At 59.5% G+C, this 17,583-nt stretch carries 18 protein-coding genes; 5 read left to right on the forward strand and 13 right to left on the reverse strand.

Annotated features, from left to right (window positions below; all coding sequences use genetic code 11):
• Positions 1-107: 107 nt before the first annotated feature.
• The 6 genes from msrQ to ACKLNA_RS23535 all read right to left on the reverse strand — a co-directional run bounded on the left by msrQ (position 108) and on the right by ACKLNA_RS23535 (position 6,096).
• Entirely contained in the window at positions 108-731 is a 624-nt protein-coding gene (msrQ, locus tag ACKLNA_RS23510) for a protein-methionine-sulfoxide reductase heme-binding subunit MsrQ (protein ID WP_408987253.1), read from the reverse strand.
• Positions 731-1,744: a protein-methionine-sulfoxide reductase catalytic subunit MsrP gene (msrP, locus tag ACKLNA_RS23515; protein WP_408987254.1), complete on the reverse strand. Its 1,014-nt coding sequence runs from the start codon at positions 1,742-1,744 to the stop codon at positions 731-733. Before msrP ends, msrQ begins: the two co-directional genes overlap by 1 nt.
• Positions 1,745-1,807: 63 nt before the next feature.
• Positions 1,808-2,665, reverse strand: a complete 858-nt coding sequence (pssA, locus tag ACKLNA_RS23520) for a CDP-diacylglycerol--serine O-phosphatidyltransferase (protein ID WP_085712132.1) — start codon at positions 2,663-2,665, stop codon at positions 1,808-1,810.
• Positions 2,666-2,812: 147 nt separating this feature from the next.
• Positions 2,813-3,829 (reverse strand): ketol-acid reductoisomerase, encoded by a 1,017-nt coding sequence (gene ilvC, locus ACKLNA_RS23525; RefSeq protein WP_007959661.1) that lies wholly within the window; start codon positions 3,827-3,829, stop codon positions 2,813-2,815.
• A gap of 48 nt (positions 3,830-3,877) precedes the next feature.
• The gene (gene ilvN, locus ACKLNA_RS23530; RefSeq protein WP_003205610.1) at positions 3,878-4,369 is read right to left on the reverse strand and encodes an acetolactate synthase small subunit; all 492 of its coding nucleotides are present in this window, start codon (positions 4,367-4,369) and stop codon (positions 3,878-3,880) included.
• Positions 4,370-4,371: 2 nt separating this feature from the next.
• On the reverse strand, positions 4,372-6,096 hold the full coding sequence (locus tag ACKLNA_RS23535) for an acetolactate synthase 3 large subunit (protein WP_134828122.1): 1,725 nt from the start codon (positions 6,094-6,096) through the stop codon (positions 4,372-4,374).
• Positions 6,097-6,496: 400 nt separating this feature from the next.
• Between ACKLNA_RS23535 and ACKLNA_RS23540 the strand changes: the two genes are divergently transcribed.
• Positions 6,497-6,913 carry a DUF4124 domain-containing protein gene (locus ACKLNA_RS23540; RefSeq protein ID WP_408987255.1) on the forward strand — a complete coding sequence of 139 codons (417 nt, stop codon included), beginning with the start codon at positions 6,497-6,499 and terminating at the stop codon, positions 6,911-6,913.
• A gap of 18 nt (positions 6,914-6,931) precedes the next feature.
• Here ACKLNA_RS23540 and ACKLNA_RS23545 read toward each other — a convergent pair whose 3' ends face one another.
• From ACKLNA_RS23545 to mrcB, 3 genes are read right to left on the reverse strand one after another with little or no spacing between them, the layout of a single operon-like run.
• A complete protein-coding gene (locus ACKLNA_RS23545; protein ID WP_114885549.1) occupies positions 6,932-7,267 on the reverse strand; it encodes a YqcC family protein in 336 nt (111 codons plus the stop codon).
• Entirely contained in the window at positions 7,267-8,022 is a 756-nt protein-coding gene (locus ACKLNA_RS23550) for a tetratricopeptide repeat protein (protein ID WP_408987256.1), read from the reverse strand. The genes ACKLNA_RS23545 and ACKLNA_RS23550 overlap by 1 nt, the downstream gene beginning before the upstream one ends.
• A 16-nt stretch (positions 8,023-8,038) precedes the next feature.
• Entirely contained in the window at positions 8,039-10,363 is a 2,325-nt protein-coding gene (gene mrcB / locus ACKLNA_RS23555) for a penicillin-binding protein 1B (protein WP_248743751.1), read from the reverse strand.
• A 117-nt stretch (positions 10,364-10,480) separates the two neighbouring features.
• Between mrcB and ACKLNA_RS23560 the strand changes: the two genes are divergently transcribed.
• The 4 genes from ACKLNA_RS23560 to ACKLNA_RS23575 all read left to right on the forward strand — a co-directional run bounded on the left by ACKLNA_RS23560 (position 10,481) and on the right by ACKLNA_RS23575 (position 13,771).
• A complete protein-coding gene (locus ACKLNA_RS23560; RefSeq protein ID WP_408987257.1) occupies positions 10,481-12,037 on the forward strand; it encodes an AAA family ATPase in 1,557 nt (518 codons plus the stop codon).
• Between the two features lie 91 nt (positions 12,038-12,128).
• Entirely contained in the window at positions 12,129-12,473 is a 345-nt protein-coding gene (locus tag ACKLNA_RS23565) for a pentapeptide repeat-containing protein (RefSeq protein WP_085712138.1), read from the forward strand.
• A gap of 218 nt (positions 12,474-12,691) precedes the next feature.
• The gene (locus ACKLNA_RS23570; RefSeq protein WP_003228231.1) at positions 12,692-12,964 is read left to right on the forward strand and encodes a TfoX/Sxy family protein; all 273 of its coding nucleotides are present in this window, start codon (positions 12,692-12,694) and stop codon (positions 12,962-12,964) included.
• A gap of 15 nt (positions 12,965-12,979) precedes the next feature.
• A complete protein-coding gene (locus ACKLNA_RS23575) occupies positions 12,980-13,771 on the forward strand; it encodes a Crp/Fnr family transcriptional regulator (protein ID WP_408987258.1) in 792 nt (263 codons plus the stop codon).
• Positions 13,772-13,997: 226 nt separating this feature from the next.
• Here ACKLNA_RS23575 and ACKLNA_RS23580 read toward each other — a convergent pair whose 3' ends face one another.
• The 4 genes from ACKLNA_RS23580 to ACKLNA_RS23595 are packed head-to-tail and all read right to left on the reverse strand — an operon-like array spanning position 13,998 to position 17,541.
• Entirely contained in the window at positions 13,998-14,846 is an 849-nt protein-coding gene (locus ACKLNA_RS23580; RefSeq protein ID WP_408987259.1) for a ChaN family lipoprotein, read from the reverse strand.
• A 21-nt stretch (positions 14,847-14,867) separates the two neighbouring features.
• Complete coding sequence (locus tag ACKLNA_RS23585; protein ID WP_408987260.1) at positions 14,868-15,635, reverse strand: heme ABC transporter ATP-binding protein; 768 nt, start codon at positions 15,633-15,635, stop codon at positions 14,868-14,870.
• The gene (locus ACKLNA_RS23590; protein WP_170931651.1) at positions 15,635-16,618 is read right to left on the reverse strand and encodes an iron ABC transporter permease; all 984 of its coding nucleotides are present in this window, start codon (positions 16,616-16,618) and stop codon (positions 15,635-15,637) included. The genes ACKLNA_RS23585 and ACKLNA_RS23590 overlap by 1 nt, the downstream gene beginning before the upstream one ends.
• Before the next feature lie 50 nt (positions 16,619-16,668).
• Positions 16,669-17,541 carry a hemin ABC transporter substrate-binding protein gene (locus ACKLNA_RS23595; protein ID WP_408987261.1) on the reverse strand — a complete coding sequence of 291 codons (873 nt, stop codon included), beginning with the start codon at positions 17,539-17,541 and terminating at the stop codon, positions 16,669-16,671.
• Positions 17,542-17,583 lie beyond the last annotated feature (42 nt).

The following is a 17,583-nucleotide window of genomic DNA, read 5'->3' on the forward strand; positions in this document are numbered from 1 at the left end:
CATCCGCTCTCGAAACTTACATAACTCATTGAATCTCAAGGAGTTTTCCGTTTCGACCGCGCCGGAAGTGGGGCGAATTATAGAGACTCAAAATCTGCCGTCAACCCTTAATTTCGTTTTTCTTGCAGAACCTGTCGTTTACCCAGCAAACGCGGGATACGACGAGCCACCAAAGGCACACGCAGTATTAAAAGCGCTACACCTATAAAGGCATAGATCGCCCACTCCTTAAGGTCTGCCCGCACAATCCACAGCATATGCAGCAATCCAAGCCCGAGAATCAGGTACGCCAGGCGATGCAACTTCTTCCAGCGCCCACCCAAACGACGCTGGCTATAACGATTGGACGTCACCGCCAATGCCAGCAACCCCAGAAACCCCAGCGTGCCGACAATAATGTACGGACGCTTGCGCAACTCAACGCCCAGTTGCGACCAGTCGAAACCCAGGATGAATGCCATATAGCTGCACAAATGCAAAACCACATACGCAAAACACCAGAGCCCCAACTGCCGGCGAACAGCGACCCACCCTGCCCACCCCGTCAGTTTCTGCAACGGCGTCATGCTCAGCGTGATCAACAGCAACACCAGTGTCCCAAGCCCAAGCCGATCGACCAGCACTTTTCCGGGATCCGGTCCGAGCAGATCCTCAAAGGCCTGATAGAACCACCACAACGGCCAGATCGCTGCCGCAATGAATACGCCTATGCGCCAGAATGGATATCGCATCAGTAATTCTTCCGCAGATCGAGCCCTGTATATAAAGAAGCGACTTCATCCGAGTAGCCGTTGAACATCTGCGTATCACGCACATTCGGCTTGAACAGACTATTGGGAAGGCGTCGCTCCCGGGCCTGGGTCCAGCGAGGGTGATCAACCGTCGGGTTCACGTTTGCATAGAAACCGTATTCATCCGCCGCAATGCTCTGCCAGGTCGTCTTCGGCTGTTCACTGACCAGACTGATACGCACGATGGATTTGACACTCTTGAAGCCATACTTCCATGGCACCACCAGACGCAACGGCGCGCCGTTCTGATTTGGCAATTCCCGGCCGTACATGCCCACAGCCAGGATCGCCAACGGATTCATCGCCTCATCCAGACGCAACCCTTCTACATAAGGCCAGTCGATCAGGGCAAATCCCGAGCGCTGTCCCGGCATGCTCTTGGGATCCTGCAAGGTTTCAAAACGGATGTATTTGGCGTTGGACGTTGGCTCTACCTGCTTGAGCAGCGCCGAAATGGGAAAGCCGATCCAGGGAATCACCATCGACCACGCCTCGACACAACGCAGGCGATAGATGCGCTCCTCCAACTGGTAAGGTTTCATGAAGTCTTCCAGAGCATAGCGCCCCGGTTTACCCACCTCCCCGTCCACCACCACACTCCACGGTTCGGTCTTCAGCGATCCGGCATTCGCCGCCGGATCACCCTTGTCGGTACCGAACTCATAGAAGTTGTTGTAGTGGGTCGCGTCCTTATAAGGAGTGACCACCTCATCCTTGACGTTTACGGCCCCCCATTTAATGGAAGGCTGCTTCTCGGCAAACCAGGCGGGCGCATTACCGGACTCGACATCGGCATAACGGGCGGCCTCTTCGGCACTGGCCCAACGCGGCAGACTGCTCACAGCCAGACCGGCCGCCGCAGCACCGAGCAATTGTCGGCGCGAGAGATAAATGGATTCAGGTGTGACGTCCGACTCGTGGCAGTCGGACGCTTTGGGGATTTTGATCAGCATGACAACTCCGCAGTTTTGGAGGACAGATGCACCCATAGACTGCGGAGTATGAGGGAAATTACATCACTCGACGTTTTTGTGGCGACGAAGATGCAAAAGGTATTGCACCGGGCCCGAAGCCGCATAGGCAAGGAACACCAACAGCAGGATACGCGGAGGATCACTGAACACCACGGCGAACACCAGCACCACCGCCAGAATCGCAACAAATGGCACGCGCCCTTTCAGATCCAGCTCCTTGAAGCTGTTGTATTTGATGTTGCTGACCATCAGCATGCCGGCAGCCGCTACCATCAATGCAACCAGGAACGACATCTTCGAACCCTGGATTCCGTAGTCGCTGAATGCCCAGACAATCCCCGCCACCACACCGGCAGCTGCCGGGCTGGCCAGGCCGATGAAGTAGCGCTTGTCAGCAGTGCCGACCTGAGTGTTAAAGCGCGCCAGACGCAACGCCGCACCCGCCACATAGATGAAGGCGACCATCCAGCCGACCTTGCCCATGTCACCCAGGGCCCAGCCGAATGCCAGCAATGCCGGCGCGACGCCAAAGGCAACCATGTCCGACAGCGAGTCGTACTCGGCACCGAATGCACTTTGCGTGTTGGTCATGCGTGCCACGCGGCCGTCGAGACCATCGAGCACCATGGCGACGAAGATCGCGATGGCCGCGAAAGCGAAATACTTGCTCGCATTCGCCGAATCCCCGGCGCTCAAGGCGGCCTGGGCACTCATCGAATTGATGATGGAATAGAACCCTGCGAACAGGTTCGCAGTGGTGAACAGGTTCGGCAGCAGATAGATACCACGATGCCGGACTTTACGACCTTCTGCGTCATGCCCTTCTTCGACATGTTCATCGATGGGCAGCAGGCTTTCGGCGTCTGAAGCCTGGTTCGGCTCTTCGGGACGTTCGCTCATGGACATTACCTTGCAACGGATTGGACATTTTCGACAGGTGTCTGGGACGACGGTTCGGCCACAAACGATGCAGCTTTATACCAGAACCGCCCGCCCATACGAAAAAACGCGGCCGAGGCCGCGTTTTTTCTTACAAGGGTCGAAGACTTAGTTTTTGGCTTTGTCGACGATCTTGTTGGCACCGATCCACGGCATCATGGAGCGCAGTTGCTCGCCGATGATTTCGATACCGTGAGCGGCGTTGTTACGACGCTTGGCGGTCATCGAAGGGTAGCCGGTTGCGCCTTCGCTGATGAACATTTTGGCGTATTCGCCGTCCTGAATACGTTTCAGGGCGTTGCGCATGGCCTGACGGGACTCGGCGTTGATCACTTCCGGACCGGTCACGTACTCGCCGTATTCAGCGTTGTTGGAGATCGAGTAGTTCATGTTGGCGATACCGCCTTCGTACATGAGGTCAACGATCAGTTTCAGTTCGTGCAGGCACTCGAAGTAGGCCATTTCCGGCGCGTAGCCAGCTTCAACCAGGGTTTCGAAACCGGCTTTTACCAGTTCAACGGTACCGCCGCACAGAACGGCCTGCTCGCCGAACAGGTCGGTTTCGGTCTCGTCCTTGAAGGTGGTTTCGATGATGCCGGTACGACCGCCACCCACGCCGGCGGCGTAGGACAGCGCAACGTTCTTGGCGTTGCCCGAGGCGTCCTGGTAGATCGCGATCAGGTCAGGGATACCGCCGCCTTTCACGAACTCGGAACGAACGGTGTGGCCCGGTGCTTTCGGCGCGATCATGATCACGTCGAGGTCGGCACGCGGAACAACCTGGTTGTAGTGGATCGCGAAGCCGTGGGAGAAGGCCAGGGTGGCGCCTTTCTTGATGTTCGGCTCGATTTCGTTCTTGTACAGCTGGGACTGGAACTCGTCCGGGGTCAGGATCATGACCAGGTCGGCGCCGGCAACAGCGGCAGCCACGTCGGTCACTTTCAGGCCGTGGGCTTCTGCCTTGGCAACGGTGGCCGAACCTTTACGCAGACCGACAGTAACGTCGACACCGGAGTCTTTCAGGTTGCACGCTTGTGCGTGGCCTTGGGAGCCGTAACCGATGATGGCAACTTTCTTGCCCTGGATGATCGACAGGTCGCAGTCTTTATCGTAGAAAACTTTCATGAATTTCCCCTTTATATCCAGGCCGTTCAGGCCAATCGCTAATTTGGTTTAGATGCTGAGTACTTTGTCGCCGCGGGCAATACCGGTAACGCCGCTGCGGACGGTTTCCAGAATCGATGCGGTGCCGATGGACTGAATGAAGCTGTCGAGCTTGTCGCTGGTACCGGTCAGTTGAACGGTATACACGCTGGCGCTGACGTCGACGATCTGTCCACGGTAGATATCGGTGGTGCGTTTGATCTCGGCGCGCTGGGCGCCAGTGGCCTTGACCTTGACCAGCATCAGTTCGCGCTCGATGTGAGCACTTTCCGACAGGTCCACCAGCTTGACCACTTCGATCAGCTTGTTAAGGTTTTTGGTGATCTGCTCGATGATTTCATCGTGGCCGACAGTGGTCAGCGTCAGACGCGACAGGGTCGGGTCTTCGGTTGGCGCCACGGTCAGGCTTTCGATGTTGTAGTTGCGCTGCGAGAACAGGCCGACTACGCGAGACAAAGCACCGGGTTCGTTTTCCAGAAGCAAGGAAATAATGTGCCGCATGATTAGGTACGCTCCGTCTTGCTCAGCCACATATCGCGCATCGAGCCGTCTTTGATCTGCATCGGGTAGACGTGCTCGCTGGTGTCGACCGAAATATCGATCACGACCAGGCGATCCTTCAGGGCGAACGCTTCTTCCATCTTCGACTTCAAATCTTTCGATTCGGTGATGCGCACGCCGACGTGGCCATAGGCCTCGGCCAGCTTGACGAAATCAGGCAGCGATTCCATGTACGAATGCGAGTGACGGCTGCCGTAGCTCATGTCCTGCCACTGACGCACCATGCCCAGAACACCGTTGTTCAGGATCACGATCTTCACCGGCAAACCGTATTGCAGGCAGGTCGACAGTTCCTGAATGTTCATCTGGATACTGCCTTCACCGGTGACGCACGCAACGTCAGACTCAGGGAAGCTCAAGGCAATGCCCATCGCAGCCGGCAGACCGAAGCCCATCGTGCCCAGGCCACCGGAGTTGATCCAGCGGTTCGGCTTGTTGAACTTGTAGTACTGCGCAGCAAACATCTGGTGCTGGCCCACGTCGGAGGTCACAAAGGCATCACCTTTGGTCACTTCGCACAGGGTTTCGATCACGGTCTGTGGCTTGATCTTGCTGCCGTCACCCTTGTCGTAAGGGAACAGGCCGCGATCACCGCGCCACTCGTCGACTTGCTTCCACCAGCTGGCGACCGCTTCCTTGTTCGGGGTTTCGCCGATTTCCTTGAGGATCGCGACCATTTCGGTCAGGACGCTCTCCACCGGGCCAACGATTGGCACGTCAGCCTTGATGGTCTTGGAAATCGAAGCCGGGTCGATGTCGATGTGGATGATCTTGGCGTTCGGGCAGAACTTCGGCGCGCCGTTGATCACGCGATCGTCGAAACGCGCACCGACTGCCAGGATCACGTCGGCATGGTGCATCGCCAGGTTGGCGGTGTAGCTGCCGTGCATGCCGAGCATGCCGATGAACTGACGGTCAGTGCCAGGGTAGCCACCCAGGCCCATCAAGGTATTGGTGACCGGCAGATTGAGCATTTGCGCCAGTTCGGTCAGCGGCGCGGAGCCGTTGCCCAGAATCACGCCACCGCCGGAGTACAGCACGGGACGCTTGGCCGCCAGGAGCATTTCTGCCGCCTTGCGGATTTGCCCGGAGTGACCGCGAACGGCCGGGCTGTAGGAACGCAGTTTGGCTTTCTTCGGGAAGATGTATTCGAACTTCTCGGCCGGGTTGGTCATGTCTTTCGGGATATCGACCACGACCGGGCCCGGACGACCGGATTGCGCCAGGTAGAAGGCTTTCTTCATGACTTCCGGGATTTCCGAAGCGTGCTTGATCATGAAGCTGTGCTTCACGATCGGCCGGGAGATACCGATCATGTCGGTTTCCTGGAACGCATCGGTGCCGACCATGGTGCTTGGCACCTGACCGGAAATGATCACCATTGGAATCGAGTCCATATAGGCAGTGGCAATACCGGTGATGGCGTTTGTGGCGCCTGGACCGGAAGTCACCAATACCACGCCGGCTTTACCGGTGGCACGGGCGTAGCCGTCAGCCATATGGGTAGCCGCTTGTTCGTGACGAACCAGGATGTGGGTCACTTCCGGTTCTTTGAACAGGGCATCGTAAACATGAAGGAGAGCACCACCCGGGTACCCGTAGATATATTTGACGCCTTCGTCACGCAAGAAGCGGACGAGCATCTCACCGCCAGATAAAAGCTCCACGTTGTTCACCTCTAAAACGCCAGAATACCGTCCACAAAAAGGCGAACGGGTCTTAATAGGTTTACTTCTCGGCAGAGCATGAGCGACGGTGGTCGCCGACTACGTCAGCACTGACTGAGCAAGTATTGGGATCGTCCCAAGTGTTGCGGGCCTTTCCCACCCAGCGCGAGGTAACGCGTTGCGGGTGTAACAGGTCGACGCGGATATGCGCCTCATGATCTGCCGAGAGGGTCTGCTTCTGGCAGTCCCTGTACAGCGGACTTTGGATTCTTCTGTTTCGCCCTCTCCAAGTCAAGCCGTCAATGTGCTTAATTGTGGGTAAGCACATGAGAACGCAAGAAAAAACCTGAAAAGCGCTACTCTGTTAGCGTCAATTGCGCAATTTTGCCAAGGAATCAGCATGCGAACGCTCCTCGTCATACTGCTGATCGGCCTCAGCCCCTGGTGCATGGCCGGTCAGATCTACAAATGGGTCGATGCCCAAGGTGTTACGCACTTCGATGCGCAGCCGCCGCAGGGACAATCGGCGACCACCCTGCAAACGCCGACCTCGCCCTCTCCGCGCCCGACTGCAATGCCCGGCAGCGGCGCGCTGGGCGATCAGAAAGCCATCGACGACAAGGTCAGAAAACAGGTCGCCGGGCAACAGGCTCAGCTCAAGACCTTTTGCGAACAGGCGCGCACGAACCTGGCGCAGTTGCAGAACAATCCGCGCCTGAGGGAAGAGACCGAGGGGGAGTTGCGTCGTCTGAGCGATACGCAACGTCAGGAGCGTATCGCAGAGACGCAGAAACAGATCGCCGAAAACTGCCAGTGATCACTGGCAGTCGGCCGTTCAGCGCGAAGCAGTGATCAGCAGGTCGAACTCTTTGAGCAACACCTGCAACTGCCGGTCCTTGCCCTGCAGATTGCGCTGGGCGAAGACCATTTCAGCCATTTCCTGAATGCCCGAAGCATTGGGCAATGGCAGGTTCTGTTCGAGGATCATCTTCATCCGCGGCAGGAAGATCCATTGCAGCCACTGTTCGAAATCGAGGGTGTCGACCGAAAAAGGCTCGACACTGCTCAAGGCTTCGACCGAAGGCTGGACATCATCCCACCAGCCCTGGGCACGCAGTTCGCGCTCGATCAACAACAGTTGATCGGCGACTTTCGAAAAGCGAGCGTCCATCACAGCGAAACCTTGGCCTTCTGACGGGCCAGGGCGGCGCCGGCGGAATCACCTTGTTTCTCACGCGCCTGAGCGATCAGTTCCCACAGGCTGGCCTGCAAGTCCGGACGACCGTTGGCCATGGTCAACGCGCGGCGGGCGGTTTGCTCGGCTTGCGGGGCGTCGCCCTGGGCCATGCGCACTTGTGCCAGGCGGTAAAGCACTTGCGGCTCACGCGGAGCTACGCGTTGGGCGCGCTCAAGGCTGGAGGACGCGCCGTTCAGGTCGCCACCGGCCTGCTGTTGCTGCGCCGTGCTCAGCAAGGCGAGCACCGGCCCATCCAGTTGCTCGTCGGCAGACAGACCGCCGCCGCTGCTGCTGGCCGAAGGAATGCCGCTTGGCGTCGAAGGCATGCTGTAGCTGCCGGAGCTGATCGGTGCCGATTCAACCGGCGAAGGGTTGTACGGCCCTGCGGTGATACCGCCGGACGCCGGGCCCGGCACGATCGGCGAGCTGCTGATCGGTGTCGAAGCCGCAGCGCCGCCAGGAACCATGACCACTACACCGGTATCGCCTTGCGGGATGGCCTGCGATTGCGCCTGACCCTGCACAGGTCGTTTCACCGTCGTCTTGCGAAAGCCGCCATTGGCCGAAAGACGCTCGCTGTTGGACACGGTAGTGCCGGAATCCACAACCGGAATCGAACCACGCTGTACGGTGGAGCAGCCGCTGAGCAAAGCCACGGCGGTCACCGCTGGAATCAACCACTTGTTCACTTGAAACCCTCTTCGCTTAATTCATCCAGCCCTTGACCCAATCCATCACCGACTCGCTCGAGGCCGGGCTTTCGCCCGCGCAGGAGGCGCCGGGTGGCGGTTCGCTGCCGCGAATATACGGCATCTGCACGGCGCCCGGACAGTTGGCATCGGAGCCTTGGCCAGTGCGCGAATCGACCCACGCCTGCACCACGTTGTCCGGCTGTGGCATGTCCAGTGGCAGCGGGTCGGCCTTGCGCATGAAACTGGTCCAGACCTGCAATGCACCGGTGGCACCGGTGAACGGCGTCTTGCCGTTATCGTCGCGTCCGAGCCAGACCACCGCCAGCAGATCCTGGCTGAAACCGGCGAACCAGCTATCGCGTGAATCGTTACTGGTACCGGTCTTGCCGGCCAGTGTCAGGGTCTTGGGCAATACGTTGTAAACCGAGCTGCCGGTACCTTCACGCATGACGCGCTGCATGGCGTTCTGGATCAGGTAGATCGAGGCAGGATCGAACCGCTGTTCGATCTGGAACGGATAACGCTTGAGCGGCTCGCCCTCGGCGGTCAGCACGCTGCGAATCCCGCGCATCGGCGTATTGAATCCACCGTTGGCGAGGGTCTGGTACATGGTCGCCACTTCGATCGGCGTCATGCCACCGGCCCCCAGCAACATCGACGGGAACGCCGGGAACTCACGGGTTACACCCAGGCGCCCGATGGTCTTGAGGACATTCGGAACACCCACCGCCAGGCCGAGACGCGAGGTCGAGAGGTTGTAGGAGTGCGCCAGCCCCTGATAGAGGAACACCGTACCGTGGGAACGACGGTCGTAGTTCTGCGGCTTCCAGACCTGACCGTCCGCGCCCTTGATGGAAAGCGGATCATCCGACAGCCAACTGGTGAGCGTGTACTGGCTCGGCTTTTCCAGTGCGGTCAGATAAACCGCAGGTTTGACCAGCGAGCCGATCGGTCTCACCGCATCCAGTGCCCGGTTGAACCCGGCGTAACTGGCCTGACGGCTGCCGATCATTGCCTGGACTTCGCCGGTTTCCGGATTGGTCACGACCATTGCGGCTTCCACATCGTCGGCGCCCTTGCGGCCCGACAGACGCTTGAAGGTGTCATTGACCGAAGCTTCGGCTTTCATCTGCAGGATCGGGTCGAAACTGGTGAAGATCCGCAGACCTTCCTCGGTCAAGTCTTCGTCGCGGTAGTCTTCACGCAACTGGCGTTTGACCAGATCGATGAAGCCCGGGAACGAGCTGTCGGCCAGCTTGCCGCGCGAGGTCACGCCCAGCGGCATTTTCTTCGCGGCCTCGACCTGTTCGGCGGAAGCGACACCCTGCTGCTCAAGCACGTCGAGCACCAGGTTACGTCGCTCCAGCGCCCGCTCCGGGTTGCGGCGCGGGTTGTAATAGGAAGGGCCCTTGACCATGCCGACCAGCAGCGCGACCTGATGCAGTTTCAGCTCGGACAATGGCTGGCCGAAGAAGAACTGGCTGGCCAGACCGAAACCGTGCACCGCACGCTGGCCATCCTGACCAACGAAGACTTCGTTGAGATAAGCCTCAAGAATTTCCTTCTTGTCGTAATGCAGCTCAAGCAGCATCGCCATCATCGCTTCGGTGAGCTTGCGGGTCAGGCTGCGTTCGTTGGTGAGGTAGAAGTTCTTGACCAGTTGCTGGGTCAGCGTACTGCCGCCCTGGGTCATCTTGCCGCCGGACGTGTTGACCCAGATGGCCCGGGCAATCGACTTCGGCGACACGCCCCAGTGACTGTAGTAATCCCGGTCTTCCACGGCGACCAGGGTTTCCAGCAGGTACGGCGGAACCTGATCGAGCTTGATCAGAATCCGGTCTTCAAGGTTTTTCGGGTAGATCCCGCCGATCAGCAGCGGCTCCAGACGCACCACCGACAGCTTCGAACCGTTCGTCGCCGAGAGTTCGGCCACGTAGTCACCGGAGAAGCGCACGCGCACCGGCTGCGGTTTTTCCAGGCCTTCATAGAACTGGAAACCACGGGTGTTCAGATCGACAGTATTGCCGTTGACGGCAGCAGCGCCGGGGCCGTTGCTCACGGCTTCGCGGCGATAGCCCAGGGCATCGAGTTCGGTGAGGAAATCGTCCTTGCTCAGCTTTTGTCCGACGAACAGCTCGAGCGGCCGCGCGTATACCTTGGCCGGGATGGTCCAGCGCTTGCCGGAGAACTTCTCCTGCACCACGGCATCGAGGTAAACGGCGAAGCCGGCCAGCACCACAAGGCCGACCAGACTGAGTTTCAGGGCCCAGCCCAACCATGGGCGCAGGCCCCGGGAAGGTGGTTTTTTAGGAGTGCGGGGGGATCGAGTACGAGTCATGGCGGCGGATTATACGCACTTTATTCATACTCAACAGGAGCGCTCCGAGGTTTGCGTCGGGCTGGCGAGCGGCCATAATGGCGGCCTCGAATTTCCCCAGTCTCTGAAGGATCGCCTGTGAGCCAGTCCCTGATCGCCGCCCTGCAAAACCCTGCCCTGTTTGCGCACCCTGTCGAAGGGTTTCAGGTCATCGAAACCCATATCTCGTGGGTCCTGCTCACTGGTCCTTACGCTTATAAAGTGAAGAAACCGGTGAACTTCGGCTTTCTCGACTTCACCAGCCTCGAATCCCGCGAGCACTTCTGTGGCGAGGAGCTGCGCCTCAACCAGCGCCTGACCGAAGATTTGTATCTGGAAGTGATTCCAGTCACCGGCACTGTCGAAGCCCCGCAACTGGGTGGCGAAGGCCCGGCCATCGAATACGTGCTGAAAATGCGCCAGTTCCCACAGACCGGTCTGCTGAGCACCCTGCAGGCCAACGGCGAGCTGACCACCACGCACATCGACGAAATGGCCGAGCAGATTGCCCGTTTCCACCTCAACGCGCCGAAAGTCCCGGCCGAGCACGATGCTGGTACTCCGGAAAGCGTGATGGCGCCGGTTCGTCAGAACTTCGAGCAGATCCTGCCGTTCCTCAGCGACAAAGCCGACCTGCTGCAACTGGATGCCCTGCAAGCCTGGGCCGAAAGCAGCTTCGAACGTTTGAAGCCGCTGTTCGCCCAGCGCAAGGCCGAAGGCTTCACCCGCGAATGCCACGGTGACATTCACCTGGGCAACGCCACGCTGATCGATGGCAAAGTGGTGATCTTCGACTGCATCGAATTCAACGAGCCGTTCCGCTTCACCGACGTCTGGGCCGACACCGGCTTCCTGGCAATGGACCTGGAAGACCGCGGCCTGAAATCCCTGGCCCGTCGTTTCATCAGCCAGTACCTGGAGCTGACCGGCGATTATCAGGGTCTGGAAGTGTTGAACTTCTACAAGGCTTACCGTGCACTGGTCCGCGCAAAAGTTGCGCTGTTCAGCATGCCTGCCGACGCGACGCCGGTGCAGCGCGCCACCACCCTGCGCCAGTACCGCAACTACGCCAACCTGGCGGAAAGCTACAGCACCATTCCTTCGCGTTTCATGGCGATCACCCATGGCGTATCTGCTGTAGGCAAAAGCCACGTGGCCATGCGTCTGGTCGAGGCGCTGGGCGCAATTCGCCTGCGTTCCGATGTCGAGCGCAAACGTCTGTTCGGCGAACAAACCGTCGCCAATGATGTTCAGGCCGGGATTTACAGCGCCGACGCCAGCACCGCGACCTATGCTCGCCTGCATGAAATCGCCGAAGTGATCCTGCACGCCGGCTTCCCGGTGGTGATCGATGCCACTTACCTCAAGCGCGAACAGCGTGACAGTGCAGCCGAGGTTGCCGAGGCCACCGGCACGCCGTTCCTGATCCTCGACTGCAACGCGCCACAAGCCGTGATCGAGAGCTGGCTGGCGATTCGTCAGGCAGACAAGAAGGATCCGTCCGACGCCACACTGGCCGTGATCGAAGCCCAGCAGGCCAATCGTGAAGCGCTGACCCCGGACGAAATCCTGCGCAGCAAACGCGTGCAGACCAACGAATCCGGCACCCTGGACACCGTCGTGGCGCAAATCCGCCAGCGCCTGCCAGGTCTGTAAGAAACTATTTCGGCCGTGAAGCCCTCGCTCGCTTCACGGCCGTCAAATAGTGGCACTATACTGGCGTCATAAAACCAACAGGTGATCTGACATGAGCCAGCCGAAACTTCTCGATACCCCGCTTTATGCCTTGCTGCACAAAGACGACATAACCGGTTTCAACAAAGAACGCCCGAAAGACGGCCCGATCGACATGGTCGGCGGTGACTTCCGTGGCCTCGACCTGCGTGAATTGAACGCCGATGGCGTGGATTTCCGGGACGCCTACTTCCGTTCCGCTGATTTGCGCGGTATCGACTTTCGCAATGCATCCCTGGAAGGCGCGAGCCTGGCCCACGCGCAGATTTCCGGTGCTTACTTCCCGCCGGAGCTGAGTGCAGACGAAATTCTGATGTCGATGAATTTCGGCACCCGCCTGCGCTATCGCACCCGCTGAGCCACCAAAAGGCTGACCCGTCCAGCGCCCCCGCTTTGCGCTGGACAGCGTGCTATTCGTGCTTTCCCGCGCCCTCCCCATCCTGATTCCTCAGTGAAACCTGACCTTTCTTAGAAGCTTTTGCGTCGAATCCGACCAAACAACCACGCTTTTCCTACTGATGGCTACACTCCTGAGAAGATCGCCCACGCACCATTCGGCCGTCGCAAGGAGGCTTGATGAATGATGAACTGCAACACCTGAAGAATCTTGGCAAGACGTCGGCGCAATGGCTGCATGCCGTGGGCATCCACAGCGCCTCGGATCTGCGTCGCCTGGGCGCCGTGGATGCCTATCGGGCCGTGCGCACGCGCGGATTCCGGGCGTCGAAGGTGTTGCTGTATGCGATCGAAGGGGCGTTGATGGATGTGCACTGGAACGACATTCCCGCCGAACGCAAGGACGCTCTGAACAAACAGCTCGAAGCCATTTCCTCTCGCCACAAGAACTGACGGGCACCCACGTTCATGTATCTGCTCGGGGAACAATCGGCGCCGGCCGAATCAATGATCAACCGTTTGCAGAACCTGCCCGGTCAATTTCTGCAAGACCTTGCACCGTGCGGGCCCGTGCTGGAGCTGGAAACCACGGATGATCTGATGGCACGGTTGCCGGGCGATCAACTGTTTCTACTGACGGAGGGCGTCATCAATGGCCGCTTCGGTGGCCGGACGCTGTTCTATTGGCAAGAAGGTGATCTGGCTGGCCTGCAGCAAGGTCCTGACTGGGCAGATTGCATTCTTTGCTCCGACGGCCCATTGAGCTTACTGCCCTTCCGTCGACGTGATTTGTTCCAGCATGTGTATTCAGAACCCGCGCGCTCGGAGCAGTTTCTGCACTATCTGTTGGGCCAAATGGCACTGCTGGCCCATGCGATTGGCGAACTGAAGCCACGGGAGTTTCGCAGCACCAATGGCTTTAAACGGGTAGAAGCCGGAGAAGTGTTGATCCGCGAAGGCGATCCCGCCGATCACGTGTTCGTGATCATCGAGGGGCACGCGCAAGCCTTCGTCGACGGACACAAGGTTGGCGAAGTGCCCAGGGACGAAATTTTCGGCGCCATGGCGATATTCACCGGTGAACCCCGCAACGCAACTGTCGTTACCTGCGAACCAAGCACCGTGATGCTGATTCCCGGCGATCAGTTTCTGAGCATGACCCGCAGCAATCCGAAAATTGCTCACAGCCTGATCGAAAGCATGGCGCGGCGCATCGACCAGCTCAACAAGCAGCTCACGGCAATTGAACGTCCAAGCTGAAGCGAAGTGTTTTCGGGGCTTTTCAGCCCTTCCCCAAACAAAACCGAAGAAATGGAAAAACACTCGTTGACTTGTTAATGAGAATCGCTATGATTATCACAACTGGTCGCGAGATCAGTCGATATTCTGAAAAGCCCTTGGTTCGGACTCTCAGATTATCTCCTCATCAGGCTAATCACGGTTATTTGACCCGGTTTTTCCGGGTCTTTTTTTGCCCGCAGGAAAGTCATTGGCCGAACTGTTTGCGCATCTCGGCGCAATAATCCGGTTTCGGCGTGGACGGTGTGAACCAGACATAATCGGCCATGGCCGTCGTGACCTCGCTGCCCTGCTCCGCCAGCATAAGCACCACCGGTGCTTCGGGCGCCCCCAGATCCAGCACATGCAGCGGCACACCCACATCCTTGCGCGCATGGAACGCACCAGCGAACAACAACGCCGGCGCAGGCGCCGCAAACAATCCTGTCGCCATCCGCCGATCCCGTTGCTGCTGCACCGCCAACATCGCCGGCATCTGCGACTGAGGCAGCAAGCCACAGTGCGAATCACTGATCTGCCCGGCCAATTCGTTTTTCACCGACTCGGCGTTACTGCGTTGCCCTTGCAGAACCGGAGGCTGGCGATAGAACGCACGAATTTCACTGTTATCGAGATTGGCCGCCAGCAGCGGATACGGTTGCGTGAAAGCAAACCGGACAATCGGCCCGTAGAGATTCCAGTCCCAACCCTCCTGCCACGCCAGCTCGACCGGAAGATCAGCGGGAGGCTTTGGTGCACTCCGCACACCATCAACACGCGATTGTTGATCGGGGGTCAGCATTTCCAGCAAGAGGCTACCCTGTGGGCGCTTTTCGCCCAGACTCTGCAGCAGCCACAATTGCACGGCATGGTGATCGGCATTGTCGTGCTGCTCGCCGACGATCACCCGCGCCGGCTCACCCAGACGCGTCAGCAATTCTTGCGGGGTAATCAGTGTTCCGCTGCGCAGGTCGCGAATCTCGCCAGTGACCGGTGGCGGAGCGACATGCTGGCAACCGCCCAGCAACAACACCGCAAACAGCAAAATCCCACGCATGCTTTCACCTCGATGACGAAATCAGCGGGCGATGATCAGCGGATGCCCGCGCTCCGGGTGCGGCTGCACCAACACCTCCAGACCGAAAACAGCCTTGAGCGAGTCAGGGCGCAACACTTGCTGAGGCGTGTCCAGTGCCACAGGACGTCCACCCTCAAGCAGCAAGATGCGATCACAATAGCGCGCCGCCAGGTTCAGATCATGCAGGATCACCATCACAGCAGCGCCGCGATCGGCAAATTCGCGCACGGCTTGCAGCGTAGTGTGTTGATGCAGCGGATCGAGCATCGAAGTCGGCTCATCCAGCAACAAGGTCTGCCCGGCGTGCCCCGGCCACAACTGCGCCAGCACTCGGGCCAGGTGCACCCGCTGGCGCTCGCCGCCGGACAACGCCAGATAACTGCGTCCACTCAGATGACCAGCATCCGCAGCCGATAACGCGGCGGCAACAATCTCGTCGTCGCGCACTCTGCCGGTCTGATAAGGCAAACGCCCCATCCCGACCACTTCCTCGACGCGAAAGGCGAAATCCAGCGTCGATACCTGGGGCAATACCGCCAGCCGCTGCGCACGCTGGGTGCCACTCCAATGGCCAATGTTTTCACCGTCGAGAAGAACACTGCCTTCGCTGGCACTCAGTTCACCGCACAACGCCCCGAGCAACGTGCTCTTGCCGGCACCGTTGGGACCGAGCACGCCGAGCACCTCACCCGGCTCCAATTGCAGACTGACGTCCGCCAGTACCGTCTTGCGGCCACGACGGATGTGCAGATTGTGGGCACGCAGCATCAGGCACGTCCTCGCAGCAGCAGATAAAGGAAGAACGGCGCGCCGATGAATGCGGTGACGATACCGATTGGCAACTCTGCCGGCGCCAGTGCCAGCCGCGCTACCAGATCCGCCAGCAACAGCAGACTGGCCCCAGCCAGCACAGACGCGGGCAACAACACCCGATGATCCGGCCCGGCGAGCAAACGCACCAGATGCGGCACCACCAGCCCGACAAAGCCGATCATCCCCGCCGCCGCCACCGCGGCACCGACGCCCAGCGCCGTGCAGAACACCAGTTCACGCTTGAGCCGCTCGACATCGATCCCCAAATGCCCGGCTTCCGACTCCCCAAGCAACAACGCATTCAAAGCCTTCGCCCGGCGCGGTAGCCACAACGCAACGCCGGCGCTGATGATCAGCAGCGGCCACAACCGCGCATAACTCGCACCGTTGAGGCTGCCGAGGTTCCAGAAAGTCAGGGTTCGCAGGGTGGCATCGTCTGCCAGATAGGTAAAAAGCCCCACTGCCGAACTGGCGAGGGCAGTAAGAGCGATACCTGCCAGCAACATGGTCGCGACATTGGTCTGCCCGTTGCGACGGCCGAGCCGATAGACCAGCGCCGTCACCCCAAGACCGCCGAGAAACGCACACACAGACAGCAGATAGGGGCCGAACCACTCCGGCAGACCACCGAAGAACGAACCACCGACAATCGCCACCGCCGCGCCTAAAGCAGCGCCACTGGATACGCCAACCAACCCGGGATCGGCCAACGGGTTGCGAAACAGGCCCTGCATCGCCACACCGGATAATGCCAGCACGCCGCCGACCGCCAGCCCGAGCAAGGTCCGCGGCAGGCGAATCTGCCCGAGAATCAGCTCAGCCTGCTCCAGCCCGTCCGGCGCCAGCGGCACGCCGATCATGCGCAATGCCGCGCGCAAGGTATCGAACAGCGGCAGGCTGACCGGCCCCAATGCCAGCGACAACCAGATCGCCAACAGACACAGCAGAATCAGGCCGATGAACAAGCCACGGGGTTTGACCAGCGTGGTCATTGGCCGCTCTGGATCGGGTAGAAACCGTCAGACAGGGTTTTCAACGCAGCAGGCAAACGCGGCCCGAGCCCGCCGACCAGCAGCGTCGGGTCCAGCTCCAGCACGCGGCCGGACTTGGCCGCACGGCTGGAATTGAGGATCGGGTTTTCCTTGAACAATGCCGCTTTCGCCGCCTCGCCGGTCAGTGCGCGGTCAGCAAACACCAGCACCTCAGGATCGAGCCCGGCCAGGGACTCCACGGAAAACGGCTTGTAGCCGGTGTGAGTGGCCAGGTTGTGTCCGCCCGCCTGTCGCAGCATCCAGTCGGCAGCGGTGTCCTTGCCGGCAATCAATGGTTTGCCGCCGGCATGTCCGAGCAGCAACAGCACACCTGGTGCTTTCTGTTTCGACTGCACCGCCACCACGCGTGCCTTCTGTGCGTCGAGTTGTTGTTGATAACTTTGCAGCAACTGAGTCGCCTGAGACTCGGCGCCCAGCAACCGGCCCAGATGGGTGACGTTCTTTTCCAGCGTCGGCAGGTCTGGCTGAGCGGAGAACAACTCCACCTGCACCTTGGCACTGCGAACCTGTGAGATCACCGGTGGCGGACCCATTTCTTCGGTGCCGATCAGGATGTCCGGTCGCAGGCTGAGGATGCCTTCCGCCGACAGACTGCGCTGATAACCGATGCTCGGCAGCGACTTGAGGGCCTCGGGATGCTGGCTGGTAGTGTCTACGCCCACCAGTTTCGCCTCGCCGCCCAACGCACTCACCCATTCCGACAATGCACCACCGGCACTGACCCAGCGTTGCGGCAATTGGGCCGCTGCAGCCTGGTGGCTGACCAAAAGTCCGACACACAGCACGGCAACGCGGGTACTCAGGCGCATAGACAGCTTCCTTTATAGGATTTTCCCGGGCATCGGGGCGGC

Source organism: Pseudomonas sp. UV AK001 (assembly GCF_046097675.1).
Classification (GTDB): Bacteria; Pseudomonadota; Gammaproteobacteria; order Pseudomonadales; family Pseudomonadaceae; genus Aquipseudomonas; species Aquipseudomonas kribbensis.